Here is a 21,590-nt window from a genome sequence, read left to right as displayed (position 1 = left end):
TTCCATCCCTCATTGATAATGTTCGATGTAATTGCCCTTTTCAAAAATTTCATTTGCGTTTAGGGCGGTCCATTCCTCTGGCGTTACATTCGGGTGTAATTTAAGATAGGATTTAACCATTTTATAGCCCTCACTGTAGCCATATGAATATGGTAGGTCATCCCCTCCAAAATTAATTTCCTGTGACCGCTCTAAGTTAATACTATTTAAATCTCCTACAACTTTTGACCAATTTTCTCTGTTGTATTCAGAGTACATTAAAGTGTCATAATTATTAGGATATTCAGGATAAACTAATTTACTAAACATAACCGCCTTTCCTTCAAAAACTAAGTTATCCAAAATCGTGAATTTCATATCTTTTTTCACATACTTCTCAGCCCAAATACTATGATGATATTCGTGAGATATGCCAATTCTTATATCCTCTTCTGTATAATCTTTATTGTATAGCACTGTGATTTTCCCCGCCCCGACCGTTACCATATAAGCGTTTACATTAGTGGCAGGAAAAACACATACAGTCGTTTCTTTTTCGGATGGAATAAGGTCTGAAGATTTGAAAAGAGCTTCTTTTATAAGCTTTTCTGTTTCTTCCCTATCAATTTTTTCACTCAATAATTGATTTTCTGTTAATTGGTCGGGCGCTACGTTTAGTGCATAATGTGCCATATGAAGATATTCGCCCTTGTCAAAACAATCACTATAGATAGGTTCAATAACCTCATCTTGATAAATTTCTCGTTTTGATTGGTTTTGGTTACTTTCAACCTTATCTTGATAGTTGTCATAAAGTTTAAAGGCATTGATTATTTTATACTTTTGCTTTGATTGAGGGTGTTCAAAAGATGTAACGATACTTTCAACATCTTCTTTTTTATGAGATTCCTCTGTTTGTGTACAGGAAGCAAGCGTTAGAATTGTGCATATTAGTATAAATACAGCTATTATTTTTGGTAATTTTATCAATAAAATACAACCTTCCCAAAACTTATATTTTACCATATTTTTCATATAATTTTATTATTTCTTATGGATAATTAATATATATTCCGAATATCTTCCCAACCATAAACGAGTTCCGCGAGTTTTTTGCCTGCAATCTGAATTTCAACAGTATCTATCATCTTCCCCCCAAGTGTTTCATAAAAATGACGTGAAGGATTATCTTTCAAGACAAGCACAAGCATAGAACGCAATCCCAGCCCTTTCAATTCTTCAACGATTGCTGTAACAAGTGCTCTCCCAACACCTTGTCCTTGGTATTCTCTTAAAAGATAAATGGCATATAATTCACCCTCGAAATCAATATAGTTACCGCTTCTTTCTTTACCGCCAGAAGAAAAACCAATAATTTGCCCTACGTTATTTTCCGCTACAAATACAGCGTCATTTGAAATATTTTTTATCCATAGCTGTTCTCGATTTTCATACGATAAATTTGTTAAGTATTCATTAGGAACGATGTTAGCATATGTTGTTCTCCAACTGTCGACATGTACTTTCGCTATTCCTTTTGCATCTGATGTGACTGCTTCTCTAATTTTAAAATTTTTATCCATACGATACGTTCACTCCAATGGAGGTTGATATAATCTTATAGTAGTGATTTGCACAGATTTTGTGGCGATTTGACCACGGGTATCGGCGATTCTCAGGGGTTTATCGACGTTTTACTCCTAGCTAGCGGCGATTCCCGAGGCTTTATCGGCGTTTTACTCCGAGCTAGCGGCAATTCCCAGGGGTTTATCGGCATTTTACTCCGAGCTAGCGGCGATTCCCGAGGCTTTATCGGCGTTTTACTCCGAGCTAGCGGCGATTCCCGAGGCTTTATCGGCGTTTTACTCCGAGCTAGCGGCGATACACATTAGCCGTTAGCAAAATTTTTTCACTTTAAATCCACACATCATTTTCAGCAGTCATTTCGCTATTTGTATCACCTGTATTGACAACGCCTCTAGGCTCCACTAGCATTATTTGGCATTCCTTTTCAGCAAAAGGCTTATGCTCTACGCCCTTTGGTATGACGTACATTTCTCCTTTTGATAGTTTGACCTCACCATCTCGAAATGCGATTACCATCTCTCCATCCAGTACGATAAATACTTCATCTGTCTCTTGATGTTGATGCCATACAAAATCCCCTTGAATTTTGACTAGCTTAAACTGATAGTCATTCATTTCAGCAATGACTTTAGGAGACCACTGCTCAGTAAACTTTGATAACTTTTCACTTAAATTAATAGGTTGATAATCCATGTAAATACCTCCTTTTTTTCCTTATATTATATTTTATCAGATATTCTCAGTTTTTAATTTCAAATTTTCTATCTTTTCTCATATTAGCAATTAGAGGCCTTAAATTCTGAAAATTATGTTAAAATAGACGAAGACTGCAAGGAGGTTTTACATATGGCAATTGAAAAAGTACGCGAACATTTCGCACAATGGAATTTACAGCATAAAATACAGGAATTGAGCGAAAGCTCTGCAACCGTTGAAATGGCAGCACAGGCACTTGGCTGTGAACCAGAGCGTATCGCTAAAACATTATCTTTTCTAGTGAATGACGGCGCTATTTTAATTGTAGCTGCGGGCGATGCTAAAATTGACAATGCGAAATATAAGGTCGTTTTTGGAACGAAAGCTAAAATGCTGGCTAAGGAAGAAGTCAATGAACGGATTGGTCATGATATCGGGGGAGTTTGCCCGTTTGGTATCAATGAAGGGGTTGCTGTTTACTTAGATGAATCGCTCAAGCGTTTCTCAACGGTATTCCCTGCCTGTGGTAGCAGCAATTCTGCAATTGAACTTACCATTCAGGAACTAGAAGCATATACACCTTACCAGCAATGGATTGATGTTTGTAAAGGGTGGAACGATTAATAAACTAAAAAATCCACTTAGCCTCCTACGTATATGGAAAGCTAAGTGGATTTTTACTTTAAAAGGACAGCTTTATAGCCGACAGCTAGCCAATGGGAATCCCATTCTGTAATTTGATTGCCTACTCTACAAGACAAGCCACATGCACGATTATCTGCAATAAAAGAACCGATTAGCCATTTCTTAGAATGGAAACCATCTGCTTGTTGAATGTTGATTGAGGGCATTTCTACGTATTGCTGGTAAATAAACAAATTATCATCATAATGATTGTACGCAGAACCATTTGTTTTAGAACCATTACTCGCATAAATTTCAACCGTATTTCCTTCACGAGAATAGACTGGCTTTTTTACATAAGGCACTCCATCTGCTAAAAATGGCTCTGCGGATATAAACGTTGGTAACATATATTTAGTAATTGCAGCACGCTCTTCCGCAGTAAATAGTAGCGGATCATTTTTACGCTCCCAAATTAGCCACAACAAAATTTTCGATTGTAGAACATATGCCGCTGGAGCATTTATAATCGCAAGCTGACGATCTTTCACAAGGTCCAGTAATTGCAAACCGATTCTTTCCCCATCAGGTGATAAATCATCTATAATAAATTCTACGGGATGTGCAGGGCGATACAAAATATCAATTCTGTCCATTGAAGGCGTATAGAGCCCTCTCTTTGCGTCGGGCGTATCCTCTGAAAAAATAATTAGCTTGTCGATAGGTACATATTCAATATCAAATGGCACACATGTTTTCAAAAACTGCACCTGACAATACTCCTCATAATCCTGTTGTGCCGTTTTACCTGTAATGACGATTGTAGGCTTTTTCACATCATCTAAATAATGCATAGCAGCAAAAAGTGCACCAGATAATGTTTTATGTAGTGCAGTCACATCATTAGGATTTACTAATTGAAAGTGTTGACAAAGTTGGTCATTCATTTCAAACGTTTCTTGTACAAGAAATGGCGTTTCACCATTCAGTTCAAGACATTTAATGTTGCCATCCTCAGTACAAATAAAATCAAAGCGAGCAAGTATAGACTGCTGTTGTAAATAATCTAACCCAATATACGGTATCATTTCTGAACGAATGCCAAGAGCAACAAGCTGTTCAGCTGTTAAATGTTTAAATTGCTTTCCCACTTTTAAAAATATTTGCCAAAGAATGTTTGAAGCATAATAAATCTCATCAATTTTCTCCTTCGGCAGCTCCATCACATCATATAACGCGTACTCTAAATCTTCAAAATCAGAAAAGAAATTTGGAAATTGGCAATAGAATAATTGCCGTTGTTTACAATAAATATCATGTTCCATCGAGAATTCTCCTTTTTCAATCGTTAAGACGAAGAAGAGCCTCCCCTAGATGCGCCTCCTGATCCAAAACCTGATTTTCCAGATGATGAGCTATTCGAATACGAATTAGATGAACTCGTATTATTTGAAGATGAGCCTGAACTATTCGAATACGAACGCTGACCACTTGAATATGAATTCGTGTTATTCGTATTAGTATTCGTGCCACTAGACGTTGAGCTATTTGATGTCGAACTATTTGTAGTAGATTCCTTAGTAGTAGAACTAGAACCACTTGTTGTTATACCAGTTGAAGTTGAAGAGGAGCCCCCCGTTGTAATGCCATTTGAATCCGCTTTTGGAGTGTTCGACTTATTGGTAGTCGTTGTCGCAGCTCCTGCCGAACCCCTACTATAATCGTCTTTATCCGTTCCATTTTTTAAATTGCGGCTTTTATAAATGGCACTTCCAATCATCGCACCAGCAGTAGCATACATTAAGCCATTAAAGAAATGCTGGGCGTAATACGGTGAATTTTCATCTAAACATTCAAACGAACCATCCTCACCTTCTTGCCATTCATCACACGCATCAGCCATTTCGCTGTTATGTACATTAAGTAAATCCTCATCACTAGTAGGTTGATTATTATTTTCTGACGTATTCGTTGTCTTGACTGGTTCATTAGATTCTTCAATTGCTTGTGATTCCGTGTCGCCACACGCTGCTAATTGCATGACCAGAAATGATGCAGTGGTCACTGCCATATATTTTTTTACTTGTTTTGCCATAATCGTACGCTCCTTATTTTCCAATACCTATTTTACGAATAACCTAACATTTAGTTTCATTTAGCTTACAAATTTATACTATAAAATAATAGCACAATACTATTCCGATTAAAAAACGCCAAAGCAATGGTGCTCTGACGTTAAAATTATTATTTTGTTGGTATGTTTTTTCCGTATGTCATCCATCTCCACATTTTTTCCAATGGTCCTATTTTAAAAAACTTAAACCAAATGACACTAAAGAGGATTTGAATTATAAAAATCATCATGGCTATAATGACAATATAGGAAGTCGAGGGCACTTCAAGCCCCAATAGAGCGATAATAGCTAACCCTATAAAACTTTGAGCAATATAATTTGTGAATGCCATTTGTCCGACACGACCAATCGGCTTTAAAAAAGTTACTATTTTTCTATTTTCTAAAATAAGGAATAAACAAGCTAAATAAAAGTACGTAGTCGGGACTACTCCTAAACCTAATAGTAAATGAAGTTTCGGATCCTCATTTTGAGATGCAATCCAAATCCAACTAGATATAGCGATTACTATAGGAAAAGTTACATAGAGCACCGCTTTTATTTGTTTAGCATGCTGTCTTACGTTGCTTATCCAGTCTGCTTTTGCAACTAGAAAACCTGTTAAAAACATAATAAAAATAGTTAAAATATCATTTCCGAATATATTAAAAATTGATGAAAGGATACGTAAGTTCGGCAAAAACATTTGTCCAAGTATGCTGATAATGTATACAGCAATAATGCCAAAAAGCCAGTTGCGAATTGTAGAAATCTTCGCCCGATAAAATGGTAATAAGAAAAGACCAATGACTGCATATATAGACAAAATGGAGCCCCAGAAAATAAAGATATGAACAACCCCAATAACAAATAGCGCTAGTAAACGTCTTGCAAAACGCAACCGCGGCTTATCACCTCTTGCTTCAGCACGGGAAGCAAAAATATAAAAACCGACACCGAAAAGAAATGAAAAAATGGAAAAGAATTTTTTCTCAATGAAAATATCAATAAGCGTATCAATTATACTATTGAATTTACTATATGGAGGCAACGCTACGCCCTCAACTATCAATTGGTAGGCACCTACATTAATAAATAAAATCCCAAACAATGCTAAACCACGAATAATATCTAAGGCTATAATTCTTTCTTTTTGCGAAACGGATGGATTCATGCTGTACAACTCCTTATTTTTACTACTTTATTTTCATTCGTCTTGGCTATTATAGCTACGCAACCTTACAGCAGTTTTTTGATTAGCTTACAAAAACCTTAACTGCAGGATTTTCATTCATTTTAACGATTTATGTAAAATGGTAGTTTCTTATTCAAAGAATAAAAATGGTCTGTTTTCATTTCCTAGACCTTATACTTATAAGCACAATCGAATACACCAATAGCTAGTTGAATGGGAAAGTCCTTTCATTCTTTTTTGCGTTGTCACTAGTTTTTCATCCCTTTTCAAAAGTTAAGTCAACATAATTTATAGTAGATAAACTATTTCTGAAAAGAGGTGACCATGGTGAAGAGGAATAGAAGATTAAGATTTTGTTATCCTGGCTATAAATATTGCGGACCTGGATGTTCAGGACCTGGTTCACCAACAAATGCTGTTGATTCTTGCTGCAAAAAGCATGATGAATGTTATTCAAAATACGGCAGAACAAAAAACTGCGATGAATTGTTTCAGCAATGTTTATTAGCACATATGAACACAAACAGTAAAATGGGGAGAGATGCTAGACTTTTCCACAAAGTTTTTAATTTACGTAATAATTTTTTATAGGTGTTTTGTTTTCAGAATTGTTTGCGTGCCTGACACTGCTACGGGCACACACGAAAGCCGCAACTCACGCTAATGCGTGGTATGTTGCGGCTTTTGTTTTGTGCTATTTTGTAAAAAGTCTACTAATTGTTTGAGTGCCTGACACTCCACGGGTACTTTTACTTAATCGGGATCCAAATTTCCGAATAAAGATTTTCGCTTGATGGGTCCTCCTCCGTATAAACCTCTAATTCTGCTGTACCAGCAGGCTCATACGGATTGGATGGGAACCATTCAGAGAAAATTTGCTTCCATGCATTTTGCATCGCATCTGGCATCGGACCATGTACTTCAAACACAACCCATTTCGATGCTGGCACTTCCATCGCAAATAAATTTTCTGGTACATCCCCTATGTGATCTGTCCCAATCCAATAATCCATTAAATTATTTTCTTTATAGTTTTCGTCGGGAACACAAACACCAAGTACCCCTTTAATTTGTCCGTCATTCAGTGCAAATAATTGCTCGTCTATTCCTTGACGATTCACTTCATCCCAAAATAGAGGTATGCCCTGCAAATTCTCGCCATTTTGGCAATTATACGTTCTTTTCATTCCTACAACTTGGAACTTCTCTTTTTCTACAATATTATATTTCATTGGTTCTGCTCCCTTCAGACTCACCTGGATTACGAGGCGGTTATATGATTGTAATGGTCCTTGCTGTTTTCGTGCTTCACTCGGTGTTACATTATGTTGCTTTCGAAATGCTTTTGTAAAAGCTTCAGGAGAGTCGTAGCCATATTGGAAGGCGAGATCGATTACTTTGATGTCAGTATTAATTAACTCCTGTGCTGCTAATGTCAACCTTCTTCGTCGAATATAATCTGCAATTGACATATCCGTTAAAATAGAAAATGTTCGTTGAAAATGAAAAACAGATGCATTCACTTCGTTTGCAATTTGCTCCATTGTAATCGTTTCTTGTAAATGCTCTTCTATATAATTTATTGCCTTTTGAATCGACTCAATCCAACTCAAACTCAAATGCTCTCACTCCTTGTTTAAAGAATATCGAATTTTAGTTTTTTCTTCCTGTCTTTTTATGCTATCTTTGGACTGGTTCCCTCGGTTGTATGCATAGTCTACTACATATCACCCATTTTCCAAACCTTTACTTAAAAGTGCTACTGCTTCAATCATAATTTTTTATAAGACCCAATAATATCAAAATTTTAAGTAGAAGGATAAACATTTTAGTGAGCTGAAAGTGACAGCCTATCGCAAATCACTACGGTTTAAAACTTTTCAATGTGGATATTTATTGAGGAAAGTATATAAATGAGCAATTTTATTAATTATTAGTAGATTCTTAGTATTTAATTAATTCCAAATAAACAGTATTATTAAGTATTATAGATATTTCATCTAATGACACAATACGCGGAGGATATGACGATGTTAGAGATAACAAAAGAAATAACAACAAACCCAAAAGAAAAACCAGCAGTAGACCAATTAGGTTTTGGTCAATTTTTTACAGATCATATGTTTATAGTCGATTATACAGAAGGCAAGGGCTGGCATGATCCACGCATTATCCCGTATCAGCCGCTTTCTATAGATCCTTCTGCAGCAGTTTTCCATTATGGACAAGCTGTATTTGAAGGATTAAAAGCATATGCAACAGTGGATAATGAAGTACTTTTATTCCGTCCTGACCGTAATTTTAGCCGCTTAAATCATTCGAATGAGCGTATTGTCATTCCAGCAATTGATGAAGAATTGGCGTTAGAGGCGTTAAAGCAGTTAGTAGCATTGGATCGTGAGTGGGTTCCTAAGGCACCAGGAACATCTCTTTATATCCGTCCATTTATTATTGCTACGGAGCCACACTTAGGCGTACACCCTTCTAATAATTATAAATTTATTATCATTATGTCTCCATCAGGCTCTTATTATAAAGAGGGCATTAATCCAGTAAAAATCATGGTGGAACAACATTTTGTACGTGCTGTTGCTGGTGGAACTGGCGAAGCAAAAACAGCTGGTAACTATGCGAGTGCGCTAAAAGGACAAGAAATTGCCCATAAGGAAGGCTACTCTCAAACATTATGGTTAGACGGTAAAGAACACCGTTACATCGAAGAAGTAGGCAGCATGAATATTTTCTTCAAAATAAATGGAACAGTTATCACACCAGCATTAAACGGGAGCATCTTACCAGGAATTACACGTAATTCAATGCTTCAAGTATTGAAGGCGAAAAACATTCCAGTCGAGGAGCGTCGCATTTCAATCGACGAAGTGGTAGAGGCTTATCATAACGGCACTTTGGAAGAAGCATTTGGTACTGGAACAGCAGCGGTTATTTCGCCAGTCGGAGAATTAAAATGGCAAGATGAAAAAATAGTCATTAATAATGGTGAGATTGGTGAAGTTTCTCAGATGCTTTACGATACATTAACAGGCATCCAAAATGGCACGCTTGAAGATACATTTGGTTGGACGATTAAATTATAAAAATATACAAAAAGTGTTAGATTGGCCGCGGTCAATCTAACACTTTTTTACTGTCGTTTTTGTAGCACAACATAAGCCACTAATATAATCATCTCCCCTTTTTTGACCTTTAATGATATTGAAATAATACCAAAATCGTTGTACCTTTTTCGCTTTCCCAAAGCTCAACAAAAAAGCAATATCCATTTGGGAAATCATTTAAAGATGCCTCATCATCAAGGCAAATGTTATTTTTATACTTAGTATTCCATTCTGACTTAACATCCTGTATGAATAAACGCTCTAATGTACTTTTTCGTTCCGTTTGATAGTTACAGATAAATATGTCTTCTACTACGCCATTAAAAATCATTTGTCCAAGTTCCTGTAACGTAATATTATTAGAGTAGACTTTACTTGCCACTACTACTTCATTGTTATAAATCTGATTTTTTTCCTTGTCTATGAAGTAGCCTTTTCTTAGCACAATGTTCACCTCTTCTAGTTTATTAATCGTCTAAGAAAAATCAAACATTAACTTTATAATTCAATGCTAACTCATCCCCAGGTAGTCCTCTTATCCCCCAGTTATGCTTTGGTGTTTCAAAAATAGTAATTTCTATATCTTGAGGAGCTATACTCAATTGATTGTTAATTTTTTCAAATAGCAATGCGAGTAAATGTTTTTTCGTTTCCATCGTTCGACCTTCGAACATACTAATTTCAATAATGGTATAGGCTTCAGTTCTTTCACTTGGAAAGTAAAAATCTTCTTTGTCCATTGGGAAAAAACGATGAAATTTCTTATCTGCTGGATATGCTAATGCCTCCATCATACAAGAATGAATAATAGTCGATAACGTTTCCTTAATCGGATTTAATTTGTCCTTAACACCATAAATCTTAATTTGTCCCACCCTTATCTCACCTTTCTATTTTAACCTTCTCATTTCTATTCTATAAAAAATTAAGATATTCCTTTATACCCTTTTGCAAGCAATCGTGTACTATTTATTGTTAAAATAAAATTACGAAATAATTATTAAAAGGGGAAATAGATTTGTTATATTATGTAATCGATGCTTTTACTGAAACAATGTTTAGCGGGAATCCTGCTGGTGTCGTTATCCACGAAAATTTAAATGAAGTGTTTATGCAAAAATTCGCGACTGAAGTTCGCTTTTCAGAAACAGCCTTTATTAAAAAAATAGACAATAAAAATTTTGAAATCAAATTTTTCACTCCGACTTCACAGGTGAATCTTTGCGGGCATGCAACAGTTGCCTCCTTCAAAGCACTACTTGATAGCAAAGCAATTGAAGATAACAATACTTACTATATGAAAACACTCGCTGGCACTCTTGCCGTTGAGCTAAAACAATCATTCATTATGATGGAGCAAGCTGAACCTAAGCTTGGAAAAATATTTGATGATTACGATTCCTTATCAGCGCTTTTCAAAATAAATAAAAGCCAAATAGGCGATCAAACGTTTAATTTAGTACCTCAAGCCGCAAGTACAGGACTTTGGGATATTATGCTTCCAATAAAAACAAAAGATGCTTTGCATGCGTTAAATCCTGATTTTAAAGCACTTGCTGATTTTTCAAAAATTAATAACATAGGAGGAGTCCATGCATTTACGCTCGACACAGCAGAAGGAATTGCGGAGAGTCGAAACTTTTGCCCACTCTATGGGATTGATGAAGAAGCTGCCACAGGTACTTCAAATGCTGCATTAACCTATTATCTTTTCCATAACCAAGTATTAAACGAATTTAATCAAGAGTACAAATTCTTGCAAGGGGAAAGCATGGGCAGACCTTCTACGATTATGACTAAATTAATACATAAAAATAATCCACGTGTAATGGTCGGTGGGAATGCAGTTATATTAACAAAAGGTAAGCTATACTAAGCGGGAACTATATGGACTAGAGAACGCCACTAAACTGCGTAATGGAATTTGCAGATCGACTCCATTACGCGTTACTTGGTTGTTTACCCAATCTTGAATAAATCGAGCTTGATGAATGTTTAAATGCGGTAGGTTATTACAATCAAAGAATCGATGCTCGTGACTTTCTTCAGAGCGTTGAATTAATTCCCCTGAAAAACGGCTTGTATGAAAAAATAAGACCTTTTAACCTGTAGAGTTACAAACTGAAGTAGTCATGATTCCTGAGAAAGTGCGAAATTCTATGAAGTAAACAATGGGGCGTTTATCCAAGAAGGATTAACGCTCTTTTTTGTGGTTGACTTCATTAATCCAAGTGCACAGGTTACTTCAGTAACTTTACTTTTTTGATTTTTGCATTGAATATACAGTCATACTTTAGGGCAAGAATAACTTATCAAAATCTATTATGAGGTGAACTATGAAAAAATTAATTATCGGTACTTTTACAGCAATTTTAACAACAGGATTACTGTTCGGTTGTGGTACATCGAAAGAAGACAAAACAGAACCCAACGATACTGAAGCACCTTCAACACATAAAGATCACATGGATGACGAAAATAAAACGGATGACACTTCAAAGGAGTAAGACTTCCTTAAAATTCATTAGCCATAAAAAACCAGCTCAAATAACTAGAGCTGGTTTTAAAACGTTGAAATCATCGTAGTAATCACTGGTTACCTCTTGTCAATCGCCGATAAAACTCAAGAAATCGCCGGTTACCCCGTGTCAATCGCCGATAAAACTCAAGAAGTCGCCGGTTACCCCGTGTCAATCGCCGATAACCCCTTCCTAATACATCGTCAAATATTCATCACGTTCCCAGTCGTGGACGCGTGTGCGGTATTTGTTCCATTCGATTTCCTTCGCTTCTGTGAACTTCTCAAATATATGATTGCCAAGTGCGTCGCGTACAGTATGATCCATCTCTAGTTCAAGTAGGGCGTATTCTAGAGAAGAAGGTAAACTATCTATGCCATTTAATTCACGATCCGCGCGATTCATTTTATAAATATTTCGATCCACAGCATCTGGAGGTGTTAAACCTTTCCGTATCCCATCAAGTCCAGATGCTAAAATAACAGCCATCGCTAAATAGGGGTTCGCCGCGGGGTCAACAGAACGTAATTCGATACGAGTTGAAAGTCCTCGTGCTGCTGGGATGCGAATAAGTGGTGAGCGGTTTTGAGCTGACCAAGCTACATAGCATGGTGCCTCATAGCCTGGGACTAAACGTTTATATGAATTTACTAGAGGGTTTGTCACTGCTGTAAAGCCGTGAACATGCTTCATAATCCCTGCCATAAAGCTGCGAGCCGTCTCGCTTAATTGTAATTCTGCATGTTCATCATAGAAGGCATTTTTATCTCCTTCAAACAATGAAAGATTGAAATGCATCCCTGAGCCATTCACACCAAATAGCGGTTTTGGCATAAAGGTTGCATGTAATCCATGCTGTGCTGCTACTGTCTTTACGACTAGTTTGAACGTTTGAATATTATCGCACGCTTCAATAGCACTTGCATATTTAAAATCAATTTCGTGCTGACCAGGTGCGACTTCGTGGTGAGACGCTTCAATTTCAAAGCCCATGCCCTCTAACTCAAGCACAATATCACGCCGACAGTTCTCGCCTAAATCAGTAGGTGCTAAATCGAAATACCCTCCGCTATCATTTAATTCAAGCGTTGGATGCCCTTTTTCATCCAGTTTGAATAAGAAAAATTCTGGCTCTGGACCAAGGTTAAACGAGCTAAAGCCTAACTCTTCCATTTCCTTTAATACGCGCTTAAGATTGGAGCGTGGATCACCTTCAAACGCTGTACCATCTGGTCGTGCAATATCACAGATAAAGCGCGCTACCTTACCTCTTTCTGCTGTCCAAGGAAAGATAACGAATGTATCTAAGTCAGGGCGTAAATACATATCAGACTCCTCAATACGAACAAACCCTTCAATTGATGATCCATCAAACATGACCTTATTGTCTAATGCTTTCGCTAATTGACTAACTGGTACTTCCACATTTTTTATTGAGCCCAATATATCAGTAAATTGTAGGCGAATAAATTTCACATTTTCTTCTTTCACCATGCGGATAATATCATCTTTTGTATGATGTTTCATTCTTCACCACTCCAATTTGTCATTTTTCTTAACGTGTTTTTTTATAACTGCTTTTAAAGTACACTAAAACAACAAACAAGCGCAATGGGCATGTAAGGTTTTCTTACATACATTTTTTCGAATAAAACTATCTTTATTTTAGATGTATAGATATATTAGATTAGACCTACATTTATCTTTCCGCCAAAATAAAACTTAATGATTAATTAAACAATCCTCATATAGAACATTAGCCTTGCATTATTTATATTTTACTGGTACATTATAAGCGAAATATAATTTAAATAGTACCTTACAGGATATTTTCACTATTTTATATATCAATCCCTATTAAAGTAATTGAATTATTCGAAAGTAGCTTTTATAATAATGACGTCGGTGGATAAAGGCCTTTTGATTCCATCCAGTACCAAACAAAACTCCGTTTCAAATGGTCTAAACTACCAAATTGAAGTAAACTTCGCAAACTCCAGGCAAATGAATGCGCATCGCCTTAAAATTCCACTGTCACCAACATTAAGTATCCATATATTCAGAAGATACATAGACTTACAAGCTTTTTACTGCTATAGGGGTGACACAAACCATAGGGTGAAAACCGTATTAGTCAACGATATTCATTCCTTTATCACACATAACTATTTTTTATAGAAATGACATTAACTCTCAGTTAGTAATCTTAAAATACGTGAATTTCTTAAACACCGCTAATGTATAGAAAACACAATACCTATTATACTGGTTGGGTTTAGACATGCGTTTTCATTCCTATTCTTTCTCAATATAATGGCGATGACCTATTTAACTTTACTTACATCATTTGCGAAAATGTAATGTAATTTCACGTACAAGATAGGTGATTGGTAATGAAATTTACACTGCGAGTTCAAGCAAATCGACAAGCAGTTCATTTTATCGATAAGGTAATGGAAATTTATACAACTCATTATAATTTACCCTTTGGTAGAGAATTACGATTTGTTTTACATGAACTAGTCATTAATGCAGTTGAAGCGACGGAAAAAATCGGTACAACCCCTCTTTTAAACACAATTGAAGTTCATGTTACACATGGTGATGAGGAGATTATGTTAACTGTCACCGATGAAGCGAATGGCATTACCAAACATGATTTAATGAAGGCTTTACAATTCGATTTTAACCAATATAATTACACAGATCGTGGTCGAGGATTATTTTTTGTTAAAAATATGGTCGATCATATTTGGTTTAAACATATTTCGAACACAAAATTTTTAGTCGGTGTTTCAAAGAAAATTCATGGATAAGTACATCTGAAATTTGGAGGGACTTTTAAATGAAATGGACGATACGAAAAAAAATTAATTTACTCATCTTTACCTGTATGTTTCTAATGGTATCCATACTAGCAATCATTAATTATATTGGAGCAAAAAAGAATTTTTTAGAAAGTGCGGATGCGAAAATTTTATCCGACTTGCAGTTAAGCTTTAAGTATTTTGATGTAATCGCACCTGGCGACTGGACTATCAAAAATAACGAATTGTTTAAAGGTGATATTAAAATTAATGATAATTTCGCCATTGTGGATGAAATTGAAGAACTAGCAGACGGTAACATTGTGACCATCTTTCAGCACGATACACGAGTAAATACAACGGTAGTCGAAAATGGTGTGCGACAAGTAAACACAAAGGCTCCTGAAGAACTTATTACTACGGTATTAGAGCAGAAAGGACGTTATATCGGCTCAGCAAATGTATTAGGGATAATGTATCAAATAGCGACCGAACCGATTATGAACAGCAACGGTGAGGTCATTGGGATGTGGTCGACTGGCACACCATCAGCGCCCTATATTAATATCGCTAAAAAATATGTAATGGAAAATATTTCTATTTTAATAGGTATTGCCATTTTAATGTTTGTCAGCATTAGTTGGCTTTTACAGCGCCAAATTATTGCACCAATTAATCAATTAAGTTTGAATGCTAAAGAACTTGCTAATTTAAATTTAAACGTAAAAATAGTAAAGCCTAAAGGAAATGATGAAATCGCCAATTTAGCCCAAGCCTTTCATCATATGAAACAACGTTTAACAGAAACTATAACCATTGTCTCGCATAGTGCAAATCAAATAGCTACATCCTCGCAAACATTAGCCGAATCATCACACCAAACAAGTGCAACTTCAAACCAAATTGCTTTAACAATGAACGACATTTCAAATGGTACCACCATTCAATCTGATCAGGCTGAACGCATTGTCATAATGATGAAAAAAACGATCGAGGAAGTAACCAATAGTTTAAAAAAGGCAGAAACAACTTTAAATAGGGCGATTCAATCTACTTATATCGCTCGAAAAGGAGAAGATGCAATTAATGAAGCAATCAAACATTTAAATACAGTCACTCATACGGTTTCATATGCTACCGATTCGATTCAAAAACTAGGCAAACGCTCTGAAGAAATAGGTGGTATTATAACTGTCATCACTGGTATTGCGGAGCAAACAAATTTATTAGCCTTAAACGCCGCCATCGAAGCTGCTCGAGCTGGAGAGCAAGGAAAGGGCTTTGCTGTAGTCGCCTCTGAAGTTCGTCAGCTCGCTGAGCAGTCAAGTATGGCTTCTGGTCAAATTACAGATTTAATTAAAAACATACAAGCCGAAACCGCTGTGACCGTTCGAACTATGGAAAGTAATTTACTTGCAGTAGAGGAACAAGTGAATATCATTAGCAAAGGTGGACATGCCTTACAAGAAATCGTTGAACATGTTGTTGAAACAGAACAAGGTGTGAACCAAATGAAATCCGCATTCACGCATGTCAGTGACAATTCATTAGCTGTTCAACAGGCAATACAAGATATCTCACGCATTCTTGAAGATTCTGCGGCGGCTTCTGAAGAAATGGCCGCTACGTCTGAAGAGCAACATGCAACTGTAGCTGAAATCTCATTAAAATCAGAGGAATTGGAAGAAATTTCTACAAAACTTCAAAACGAAGTGAATAAATTTAAATTTTAATCGATCACTAAATACTATGGAGGAGCACTAATATGAGTAAGAATAATATGATAAATATTAATTCGAAAGCCGATTACATTTCAATTGCTTTTACAGGTAATTTAGAATATGGATTAATCGATGAGCTAAAAGAAGAGCTTCATGCTATTAGTTTAGAACCAAAGCATGGCTACATAATTGATATGCAAAATGTCACGAATATTGATAGTACTGGTTTTGGTATGATTATTAATTTCGCAAAGAAAGTTATGATTACCGAACGGAAAATCGCCATTATTGTGACAGATGAATTTATTCGAAAACTGTTCGCTATCTCCCAATGTGATAAAGTATTCCCTATTGCAAAAAGTGAACTACAAGCACAGCAAATGATTAAAGAAAAAAGCTGGTCAGGTGAACTCACACTAAGTGAATATTAGATTAGGTGCCAGGCACGCAAACAATTCTCAATTCTTCTAGTCCTCTGCGAGAACCCAAAACAAAGCCGCAACAAATCGCGTGATAGCGAGTGTTGCGGCTTTCGTTGCGCGCACGAGTGCCAGGCACTCACACAATTTTACTCTTCAATTATTTTTGTAAAAGCATATTTAATAAAACAACGATAATAACGATCGGTACGACCACTAACATTAATATGCGATATGTCTTATAAAAACCCTGCCCCATTTGACTTCCCATTAACAATTCCTTTTTCACAAAGCTTTTATCAACTACATAAGCAATAAATATCGCAATCAATAAGTTGCCCATTGGTAACATTAAATTGGACACTAAATAATCAGTAGCATCAAAAATCGACTTCCCGAAAATAGAGACATCTGCTAACAAGCTAGACGATAAAGCCGACGGAATGGCAGCAATAAAGACAATAACTCCTAGTAACAACGTTAAGACTGAACGTGACATATGCCACTTTTCTATAAATGCTGCAACAATAATTTCATATAAACTAAATGATGACGTTAACGTTGCAAATAAAAACAGTAATAAAAACAGCGCTAAAAATACTTCACCAAAAGGCATTTGACTAAATGCAGTCGGTAGCACCATAAATAATAAGCCAGGTCCAGCTTGTGGCTCTAAATCAAAAGCAAACACTACAGGGAAAATAGCTAGTCCTGCTAAAAATGACACAAGCACCGTCAGTATAACTACTGAACCTGCTGAGTTTGGTAAACTAACATCCTTTTTCAAATACGAACTATATGTAACTAAACAAGAGAACCCGACTGCCAAACCAAAGAATGACTGCCCTAATGCTTCTAATAGCGCCTTACCCGTTATATTTGTAAAATCTGGCCATAGGAAGAATTTCACACCTTCCATTGCCCCATCTAATGTTAATGCTCGAATAACAAGAACGATGAACATCACAAATAATAATGGCATCATCCACTTATTTGCTTTTTCAATACCATTTTGCACACCGAGCGAAATGACGAGTACATTTACCAGTGTAAATAACGCTAAACCTAATAACGTAATCCACGGCGTGCTAATAATTTTTCCAAATAGTTCACTCGGATTAACCGTAGAATCAATAACAGCCCCTGATACACCTAGGCCACTATATATAAATATCCAGCCCCCTACAACACTGTAAAAGGTTAATAATAAAAAACAGCCAAGTACACCCATGCGTCCAACCCAAGCCCAAGCAGGTTTCGTTGGAACTACCTTTTTATAGGCTGTAATCGCCTCCGATTGCGTACCACGCCCTAAAATATACTCAGATAATAACATCGGTAGGCCAATTAACAAAGTGAACACCACAAATATAAGGAAAAATGCGCCTCCCCCACTTTGACCTGTGACATAAGGTAGCTTCCAAATAGCCCCTAGCCCAATCGCAGCACCCGCCGATGCTAAAATAAACCCTAACTTACTGGACCATTGTCCATTGTTTTCACTCATCTCTTCAATCTCCTCAAATCTAACTAATCTCACATTAATTGTACATTAAAATAGTAATTTAGACTAGTCAATTCCCAAAGATTTCACATGCTAATGGATCTATAAACAAAAAACCCCGAGTAAGAATAAACTCGAGGCTTAATTTATTATTTTGATAAATACATTGTACGTTGTTGCTCAATCCATCTGCGCATCGTTGTGAACAGTAACGCCATAATCGCTGTTAAGAGCACACCTTTGACGATATTAAATGGCAAAATACCTGCAATAATCATTTTATATAATGAATCGCCAACTACTGGCTCCATGCCTAAGAAATACGTGTACATCGGTAAAAATACTGCGTAATTTAAAACGCTCATACCTACTGCCATAACGATTGTTCCTGTTGCCAAACCTCCAACGAGACCTGCAATTGTTTTAAAACGATTAAACACAAATGATACTGGTAAAATAAATAATATACCCGTTACAAAGTTTGCAATATGACCGACTGGAACCCCTGTAGGCGTACCTGAGAAAATCCAATCCAATATATTTTTAAATAGTTCTACTAAAATACCCGCTACTGGACCCATCGTAATAGCAGCAAGTAAAGCTGGCATATCACTGAAATCCACCTCTAAGAATGCTGGGAACGGCGGAATTGGGAAATTAAATAGCATTAATAAAAACGAGATACTGCTCAGCATACCAATCGTAATAAACGATTGCAGTTTGATATTTTTCTTCATTGAAAACTCTCTCCTCTTTGCTGATTCAATCTTGCAAGAAGAAAGGTTACGACGTAATCGATTGTTTTTTCACGAAAAAACCCTTATGCACATCAGCATAAGGGAGAAAAGGCATGATTAAATAGCGCCATTACTAGCTTTTTTTGTGCAAACAGTGCAATCCATAGACACACTGAAAAAAACGTTCGCACATAGCTTAATTCGTAACAACGAATGACGATCGTACCTTCATCTTCTCCCATCCAGACTATACTGTCGGCCTTGGAATCACACCAAGTCAGCCATGCAAAAAAATCTTTGCACAGGTCGCGGGCTGAAGAGCCATGTAGTAAATCTTACGAGCTAATGTAGTTTGTAATACACTAGCGATTTACAACTCTATTACCGCCGGTCGGGATTTTCACCCTGCCCCGAAGATGAATCAATATTATTTTATAAATTAACTATAATGTTTTATCGCACAAAAGTAAATACTTCTGCTTAAAAAATTCCGATTAAATTTGTATGTTTTAATCTGTGTGCGATGAATTCCGTTTTAGCATAAGGATTCCGCTTTCTAACACTGGAATTCCGCGATTCAGAGCTTGATTTCCGCGTTATAGCACTCGAATTCCGCGCTTCGACATCAAGATTCCGCGTTCCAGCACCCTGATTCCGCGATTCACCCTCCAGCATTATTCCGACACGGAGACACACAAAAGCAGCTATCTCCCAATAGATAGCTGCTGTACTTTGTTACTGCATCGTTTGTTTATTTGCCCCTACAGGCATGGGTAAAAACTTTGTTAAATCAAAGCCTTCCCAACTCTCCTGTACGACGTTATCTAAGCGCAGTTTTTTATCGAAGCTTGAAGCTGTCAGCATCATTGCTTCGATTAATTGCGTAGCTCTTACTGCATCCATTGTCGTCAAATCAAGCGGTGCGTCAAATGTGATGACAACGCCCCCCTCTTCTTCTTTCACTGTATATGTTACATTTTCAGGGACAACGGGTACATAAATATCATCTCTTTTATCACGCATGGCAATAAGTGCCTCTGTAACAGTTGGATACGTTTGGTGGAAGTCGGGCGATAAATATTCAGTCCCATTTTCTTCTGTATATAAATAATAGTTGTAATGATGATCTTTCGTTAACTGAATAGGCTCACTTGGCTCACCAGCCTGTGAGAATTCATAAGGAGTACCATCTGCATTTTTTAACGAAATCGCTTTATATTCTGAGTCGGTAAACGTATCCTTTAACGAGCTTAAATATTTTGTTACGGAAGCTGACGCTACATCGTAATCATTTTTTTCAGGTAAGACGTGAACTAGCGTCTCTCCTTCTTCTTTCAACTCACCTTTGTATGGATGATAATTAGCAAAACCTAGCGCTTCCTCATCAATTTGTGGTGCGTATTTTTCATACATTTGTAGTGTTGTCGGCTTTTTCTTTCCAAAATCAGCCGTTATTTTTTCATTCGGGATAACATAGGTCATAGGTATGCTATCAGCATTGCCACCTGGTAAGCCGATTCTAAATACGACTGCATTTGCTAAATCTTCTTCGTAAACCGATGTACGAAGGGATAGCATTCTTGCATGTTCGGCACCGATATTTGCTTTCATCACACCATCTGCATTTTCACTTTCTGTTACTGCTTGATCCTCTTGCATCGTAGAAAAGTTTTCAGGGGGGGCGTTTGCCTCGTCCTTCACTGGATTATTATTTGATAAAAACACGTACCCTGCTACGGATAGTACAAAAACTGCTGCAATACTGCTAAAAATAGGTAGTTTACTCTTTCTACGCTGCTTCACAGGCTTCATACTTTCATTTTCTTGAACAGCGATAGACTGCTCTTGTTCTTCAAGCACTTTTGAATCTGTCGGTTGTTGCATTGCTTCTTGAAGATGTATATTATCTTGCAGACGGGCATCTGCAAGCAATCGCTTCAGCACTTCTTCTTTCGAACGGTCATCAGTCAGCTTCGGGGCATTCTTCAACATTTGTTCTAGTTGTTCATCGTTGTCAAATTGTTTATGAGTCATTGCCTTTTCGCCTCCTGTTCCCTTACCTGTTGTAGCTGTTGCCTTAAAAACTTAATGGCTCGATGTTGCGTCGTTTTAACCTTCGCTTCTGTCCAATCAAGTATTTGCGCCGTTTCAGCAATCGATAAATCTTGGAAATAGCGCATAATAATAACCATTTTTTGATCTCCTGTACAAATTTCAAGCGCAGACTCTATCTGCATTAATTCATCACTGGCCTGTAGCATTTCTTCTGGTGATGGTGTGGTTGAATGTAATTGTTCCGTTTCCCAGTCAAAAAAATCGAGCGAATGTTTTTTCCGCACTGCCTGCTTTCTAAAATGATCGATTGCGACATTTTTTGCAATGGCAAAAAGCCATGTTTTTTCACTGCTATTTCCTGCAAATTGTTCATAAGAACGCAGAACACGAACGTACACCTCATGTGATAGATCTTCAGCAAGTGTACGATTTTTTACTAGATAAATAAGAAACTGGAACACATCTTGATGGTATGAATCGTATAATCGATGGAACACGGAGTCATTCAAAGCACTCC

The 21,590-nt window shown here is 36.8% G+C and carries 22 protein-coding genes and 1 riboswitch; of the genes, 8 read left to right on the top strand and 14 right to left on the bottom strand.

Annotated features, from left to right (window positions below; genetic code table 11):
* Positions 1 to 9: 9 nt before the first annotated feature.
* The 3 genes from FH508_RS06930 to FH508_RS06920 all read right to left on the bottom strand — a co-directional run bounded on the left by FH508_RS06930 (position 10) and on the right by FH508_RS06920 (position 2,259).
* Positions 10 to 969 carry a DUF2268 domain-containing putative Zn-dependent protease gene (locus FH508_RS06930; protein ID WP_228134425.1) on the bottom strand — a complete coding sequence of 320 codons (960 nt, stop codon included), beginning with the start codon at positions 967 to 969 and terminating at the stop codon, positions 10 to 12.
* Positions 970 to 1,040: 71 nt separating this feature from the next.
* Positions 1,041 to 1,562 (bottom strand): GNAT family N-acetyltransferase, encoded by a 522-nt coding sequence (locus FH508_RS06925; RefSeq protein ID WP_173478293.1) that lies wholly within the window; start codon positions 1,560 to 1,562, stop codon positions 1,041 to 1,043.
* A gap of 331 nt (positions 1,563 to 1,893) precedes the next feature.
* On the bottom strand, positions 1,894 to 2,259 hold the full coding sequence (locus tag FH508_RS06920) for a cupin domain-containing protein (RefSeq protein ID WP_173478292.1): 366 nt from the start codon (positions 2,257 to 2,259) through the stop codon (positions 1,894 to 1,896).
* Between the two features lie 153 nt (positions 2,260 to 2,412).
* On the opposite strand from FH508_RS06920, the gene FH508_RS06915 reads away from it, so the two are divergent.
* Complete coding sequence (locus FH508_RS06915; protein ID WP_173478291.1) at positions 2,413 to 2,886, top strand: YbaK/EbsC family protein; 474 nt, start codon at positions 2,413 to 2,415, stop codon at positions 2,884 to 2,886.
* A gap of 53 nt (positions 2,887 to 2,939) precedes the next feature.
* Here FH508_RS06915 and FH508_RS06910 read toward each other — a convergent pair whose 3' ends face one another.
* The 3 genes from FH508_RS06910 to FH508_RS06900 all read right to left on the bottom strand — a co-directional run bounded on the left by FH508_RS06910 (position 2,940) and on the right by FH508_RS06900 (position 6,174).
* Entirely contained in the window at positions 2,940 to 4,211 is a 1,272-nt protein-coding gene (locus FH508_RS06910) for a glutathionylspermidine synthase family protein (RefSeq protein ID WP_173478290.1), read from the bottom strand.
* Between the two features lie 23 nt (positions 4,212 to 4,234).
* On the bottom strand, positions 4,235 to 4,981 hold the full coding sequence (locus tag FH508_RS06905; RefSeq protein ID WP_173478289.1) for a hypothetical protein: 747 nt from the start codon (positions 4,979 to 4,981) through the stop codon (positions 4,235 to 4,237).
* A 149-nt stretch (positions 4,982 to 5,130) separates the two neighbouring features.
* The gene (locus FH508_RS06900; protein ID WP_173478288.1) at positions 5,131 to 6,174 is read right to left on the bottom strand and encodes a DUF418 domain-containing protein; all 1,044 of its coding nucleotides are present in this window, start codon (positions 6,172 to 6,174) and stop codon (positions 5,131 to 5,133) included.
* 345 nt (positions 6,175 to 6,519) lie between these two features.
* Here FH508_RS06900 and FH508_RS06895 point away from each other — a divergent pair, with 345 nt between their 5' ends.
* Positions 6,520 to 6,786, top strand: a complete 267-nt coding sequence (locus FH508_RS06895) for a phospholipase A2 family protein (protein WP_173478287.1) — start codon at positions 6,520 to 6,522, stop codon at positions 6,784 to 6,786.
* 158 nt (positions 6,787 to 6,944) lie between these two features.
* On the opposite strand, the gene FH508_RS06890 is transcribed toward FH508_RS06895, so the two are convergent.
* Positions 6,945 to 7,808 carry an AraC family transcriptional regulator gene (locus FH508_RS06890; RefSeq protein ID WP_173478566.1) on the bottom strand — a complete coding sequence of 288 codons (864 nt, stop codon included), beginning with the start codon at positions 7,806 to 7,808 and terminating at the stop codon, positions 6,945 to 6,947.
* A 411-nt stretch (positions 7,809 to 8,219) separates the two neighbouring features.
* Here FH508_RS06890 and FH508_RS06885 point away from each other — a divergent pair, with 411 nt between their 5' ends.
* A complete protein-coding gene (locus tag FH508_RS06885) occupies positions 8,220 to 9,290 on the top strand; it encodes a branched-chain amino acid aminotransferase (protein WP_228134423.1) in 1,071 nt (356 codons plus the stop codon).
* A gap of 109 nt (positions 9,291 to 9,399) precedes the next feature.
* Here the strand turns inward: FH508_RS06885 and FH508_RS06880 are convergent, their stop codons facing one another.
* Positions 9,400 to 9,756, bottom strand: a complete 357-nt coding sequence (locus FH508_RS06880; protein ID WP_173478285.1) for a hypothetical protein — start codon at positions 9,754 to 9,756, stop codon at positions 9,400 to 9,402.
* 40 nt (positions 9,757 to 9,796) lie between these two features.
* Positions 9,797 to 10,186: a tautomerase family protein gene (locus tag FH508_RS06875; protein ID WP_173478284.1), complete on the bottom strand. Its 390-nt coding sequence runs from the start codon at positions 10,184 to 10,186 to the stop codon at positions 9,797 to 9,799.
* Between the two features lie 143 nt (positions 10,187 to 10,329).
* Here FH508_RS06875 and FH508_RS06870 point away from each other — a divergent pair, with 143 nt between their 5' ends.
* Together FH508_RS06870 and FH508_RS06865 are read left to right on the top strand one after the other, a co-directional pair.
* Entirely contained in the window at positions 10,330 to 11,187 is an 858-nt protein-coding gene (locus tag FH508_RS06870) for a PhzF family phenazine biosynthesis protein (protein ID WP_173478283.1), read from the top strand.
* Positions 11,188 to 11,647: 460 nt separating this feature from the next.
* Positions 11,648 to 11,818: a hypothetical protein gene (locus tag FH508_RS06865; RefSeq protein WP_173478282.1), complete on the top strand. Its 171-nt coding sequence runs from the start codon at positions 11,648 to 11,650 to the stop codon at positions 11,816 to 11,818.
* 204 nt (positions 11,819 to 12,022) lie between these two features.
* On the opposite strand, the gene glnA is transcribed toward FH508_RS06865, so the two are convergent.
* On the bottom strand, positions 12,023 to 13,357 hold the full coding sequence (gene glnA, locus FH508_RS06860) for a type I glutamate--ammonia ligase (RefSeq protein ID WP_173478281.1): 1,335 nt from the start codon (positions 13,355 to 13,357) through the stop codon (positions 12,023 to 12,025).
* Between the two features lie 866 nt (positions 13,358 to 14,223).
* Between glnA and FH508_RS06855 the strand changes: the two genes are divergently transcribed.
* From FH508_RS06855 to FH508_RS06845, 3 genes are read left to right on the top strand one after another with little or no spacing between them, the layout of a single operon-like run.
* Positions 14,224 to 14,646, top strand: a complete 423-nt coding sequence (locus FH508_RS06855) for an ATP-binding protein (protein ID WP_173478280.1) — start codon at positions 14,224 to 14,226, stop codon at positions 14,644 to 14,646.
* Positions 14,647 to 14,675: 29 nt separating this feature from the next.
* On the top strand, positions 14,676 to 16,370 hold the full coding sequence (locus FH508_RS06850; protein ID WP_173478279.1) for a methyl-accepting chemotaxis protein: 1,695 nt from the start codon (positions 14,676 to 14,678) through the stop codon (positions 16,368 to 16,370).
* A 32-nt stretch (positions 16,371 to 16,402) separates the two neighbouring features.
* Positions 16,403 to 16,789: an STAS domain-containing protein gene (locus tag FH508_RS06845; RefSeq protein WP_173478278.1), complete on the top strand. Its 387-nt coding sequence runs from the start codon at positions 16,403 to 16,405 to the stop codon at positions 16,787 to 16,789.
* A gap of 148 nt (positions 16,790 to 16,937) precedes the next feature.
* Here the strand turns inward: FH508_RS06845 and FH508_RS06840 are convergent, their stop codons facing one another.
* The 4 genes from FH508_RS06840 to sigX form a co-directional block, all read right to left on the bottom strand.
* Positions 16,938 to 18,284, bottom strand: coding sequence for a sodium-dependent transporter (locus FH508_RS06840; protein ID WP_173478277.1), 1,347 nt, complete (start codon positions 18,282 to 18,284; stop codon positions 16,938 to 16,940).
* Between the two features lie 146 nt (positions 18,285 to 18,430).
* Positions 18,431 to 19,018 (bottom strand): ECF transporter S component, encoded by a 588-nt coding sequence (locus FH508_RS06835; protein WP_173478276.1) that lies wholly within the window; start codon positions 19,016 to 19,018, stop codon positions 18,431 to 18,433.
* A 226-nt stretch (positions 19,019 to 19,244) separates the two neighbouring features.
* Positions 19,245 to 19,440, bottom strand: a riboswitch (FMN riboswitch).
* Positions 19,441 to 19,753: 313 nt separating this feature from the next.
* Entirely contained in the window at positions 19,754 to 21,052 is a 1,299-nt protein-coding gene (locus tag FH508_RS06830; RefSeq protein WP_173478275.1) for an RNA polymerase subunit sigma, read from the bottom strand.
* On the bottom strand, positions 21,049 to 21,582 hold the full coding sequence (gene sigX / locus FH508_RS06825; RefSeq protein ID WP_173478274.1) for an RNA polymerase sigma factor SigX: 534 nt from the start codon (positions 21,580 to 21,582) through the stop codon (positions 21,049 to 21,051). The genes FH508_RS06830 and sigX overlap by 4 nt, the downstream gene beginning before the upstream one ends.
* Positions 21,583 to 21,590 lie beyond the last annotated feature (8 nt).

The organism is Lysinibacillus sp. CD3-6 (genome assembly GCF_006351725.2).
Lineage (GTDB): Bacteria > Bacillota > Bacilli > Bacillales_A > Planococcaceae > Lysinibacillus.
Note: the sequence above shows the minus strand (reverse complement) of the source record. Positions and strands in the feature narration are given on the sequence as shown.

Coding starts and splice junctions, on each gene's coding strand:
- FH508_RS06925 (WP_173478293.1), bottom strand. CDS start 1,562: ATGGATAAAAATTTTAAAATTAGAGAAGCAGTCACATCAGATGCAAAA.
- FH508_RS06920 (WP_173478292.1), bottom strand. CDS start 2,259: ATGGATTATCAACCTATTAATTTAAGTGAAAAGTTATCAAAGTTTACT.
- FH508_RS06915 (WP_173478291.1), top strand. CDS start 2,413: ATGGCAATTGAAAAAGTACGCGAACATTTCGCACAATGGAATTTACAG.
- FH508_RS06910 (WP_173478290.1), bottom strand. CDS start 4,211: ATGGAACATGATATTTATTGTAAACAACGGCAATTATTCTATTGCCAA.
- FH508_RS06905 (WP_173478289.1), bottom strand. CDS start 4,981: ATGGCAAAACAAGTAAAAAAATATATGGCAGTGACCACTGCATCATTT.
- FH508_RS06900 (WP_173478288.1), bottom strand. CDS start 6,174: ATGAATCCATCCGTTTCGCAAAAAGAAAGAATTATAGCCTTAGATATT.
- FH508_RS06895 (WP_173478287.1), top strand. CDS start 6,520: ATGGTGAAGAGGAATAGAAGATTAAGATTTTGTTATCCTGGCTATAAA.
- FH508_RS06885 (WP_228134423.1), top strand. CDS start 8,220: ATGACGATGTTAGAGATAACAAAAGAAATAACAACAAACCCAAAAGAA.
- FH508_RS06865 (WP_173478282.1), top strand. CDS start 11,648: ATGAAAAAATTAATTATCGGTACTTTTACAGCAATTTTAACAACAGGA.
- glnA (WP_173478281.1), bottom strand. CDS start 13,357: ATGAAACATCATACAAAAGATGATATTATCCGCATGGTGAAAGAAGAA.
- FH508_RS06855 (WP_173478280.1), top strand. CDS start 14,224: ATGAAATTTACACTGCGAGTTCAAGCAAATCGACAAGCAGTTCATTTT.
- FH508_RS06850 (WP_173478279.1), top strand. CDS start 14,676: ATGAAATGGACGATACGAAAAAAAATTAATTTACTCATCTTTACCTGT.
- FH508_RS06845 (WP_173478278.1), top strand. CDS start 16,403: ATGAGTAAGAATAATATGATAAATATTAATTCGAAAGCCGATTACATT.
- FH508_RS06840 (WP_173478277.1), bottom strand. CDS start 18,284: ATGAGTGAAAACAATGGACAATGGTCCAGTAAGTTAGGGTTTATTTTA.
- FH508_RS06835 (WP_173478276.1), bottom strand. CDS start 19,018: ATGAAGAAAAATATCAAACTGCAATCGTTTATTACGATTGGTATGCTG.
- FH508_RS06830 (WP_173478275.1), bottom strand. CDS start 21,052: ATGACTCATAAACAATTTGACAACGATGAACAACTAGAACAAATGTTG.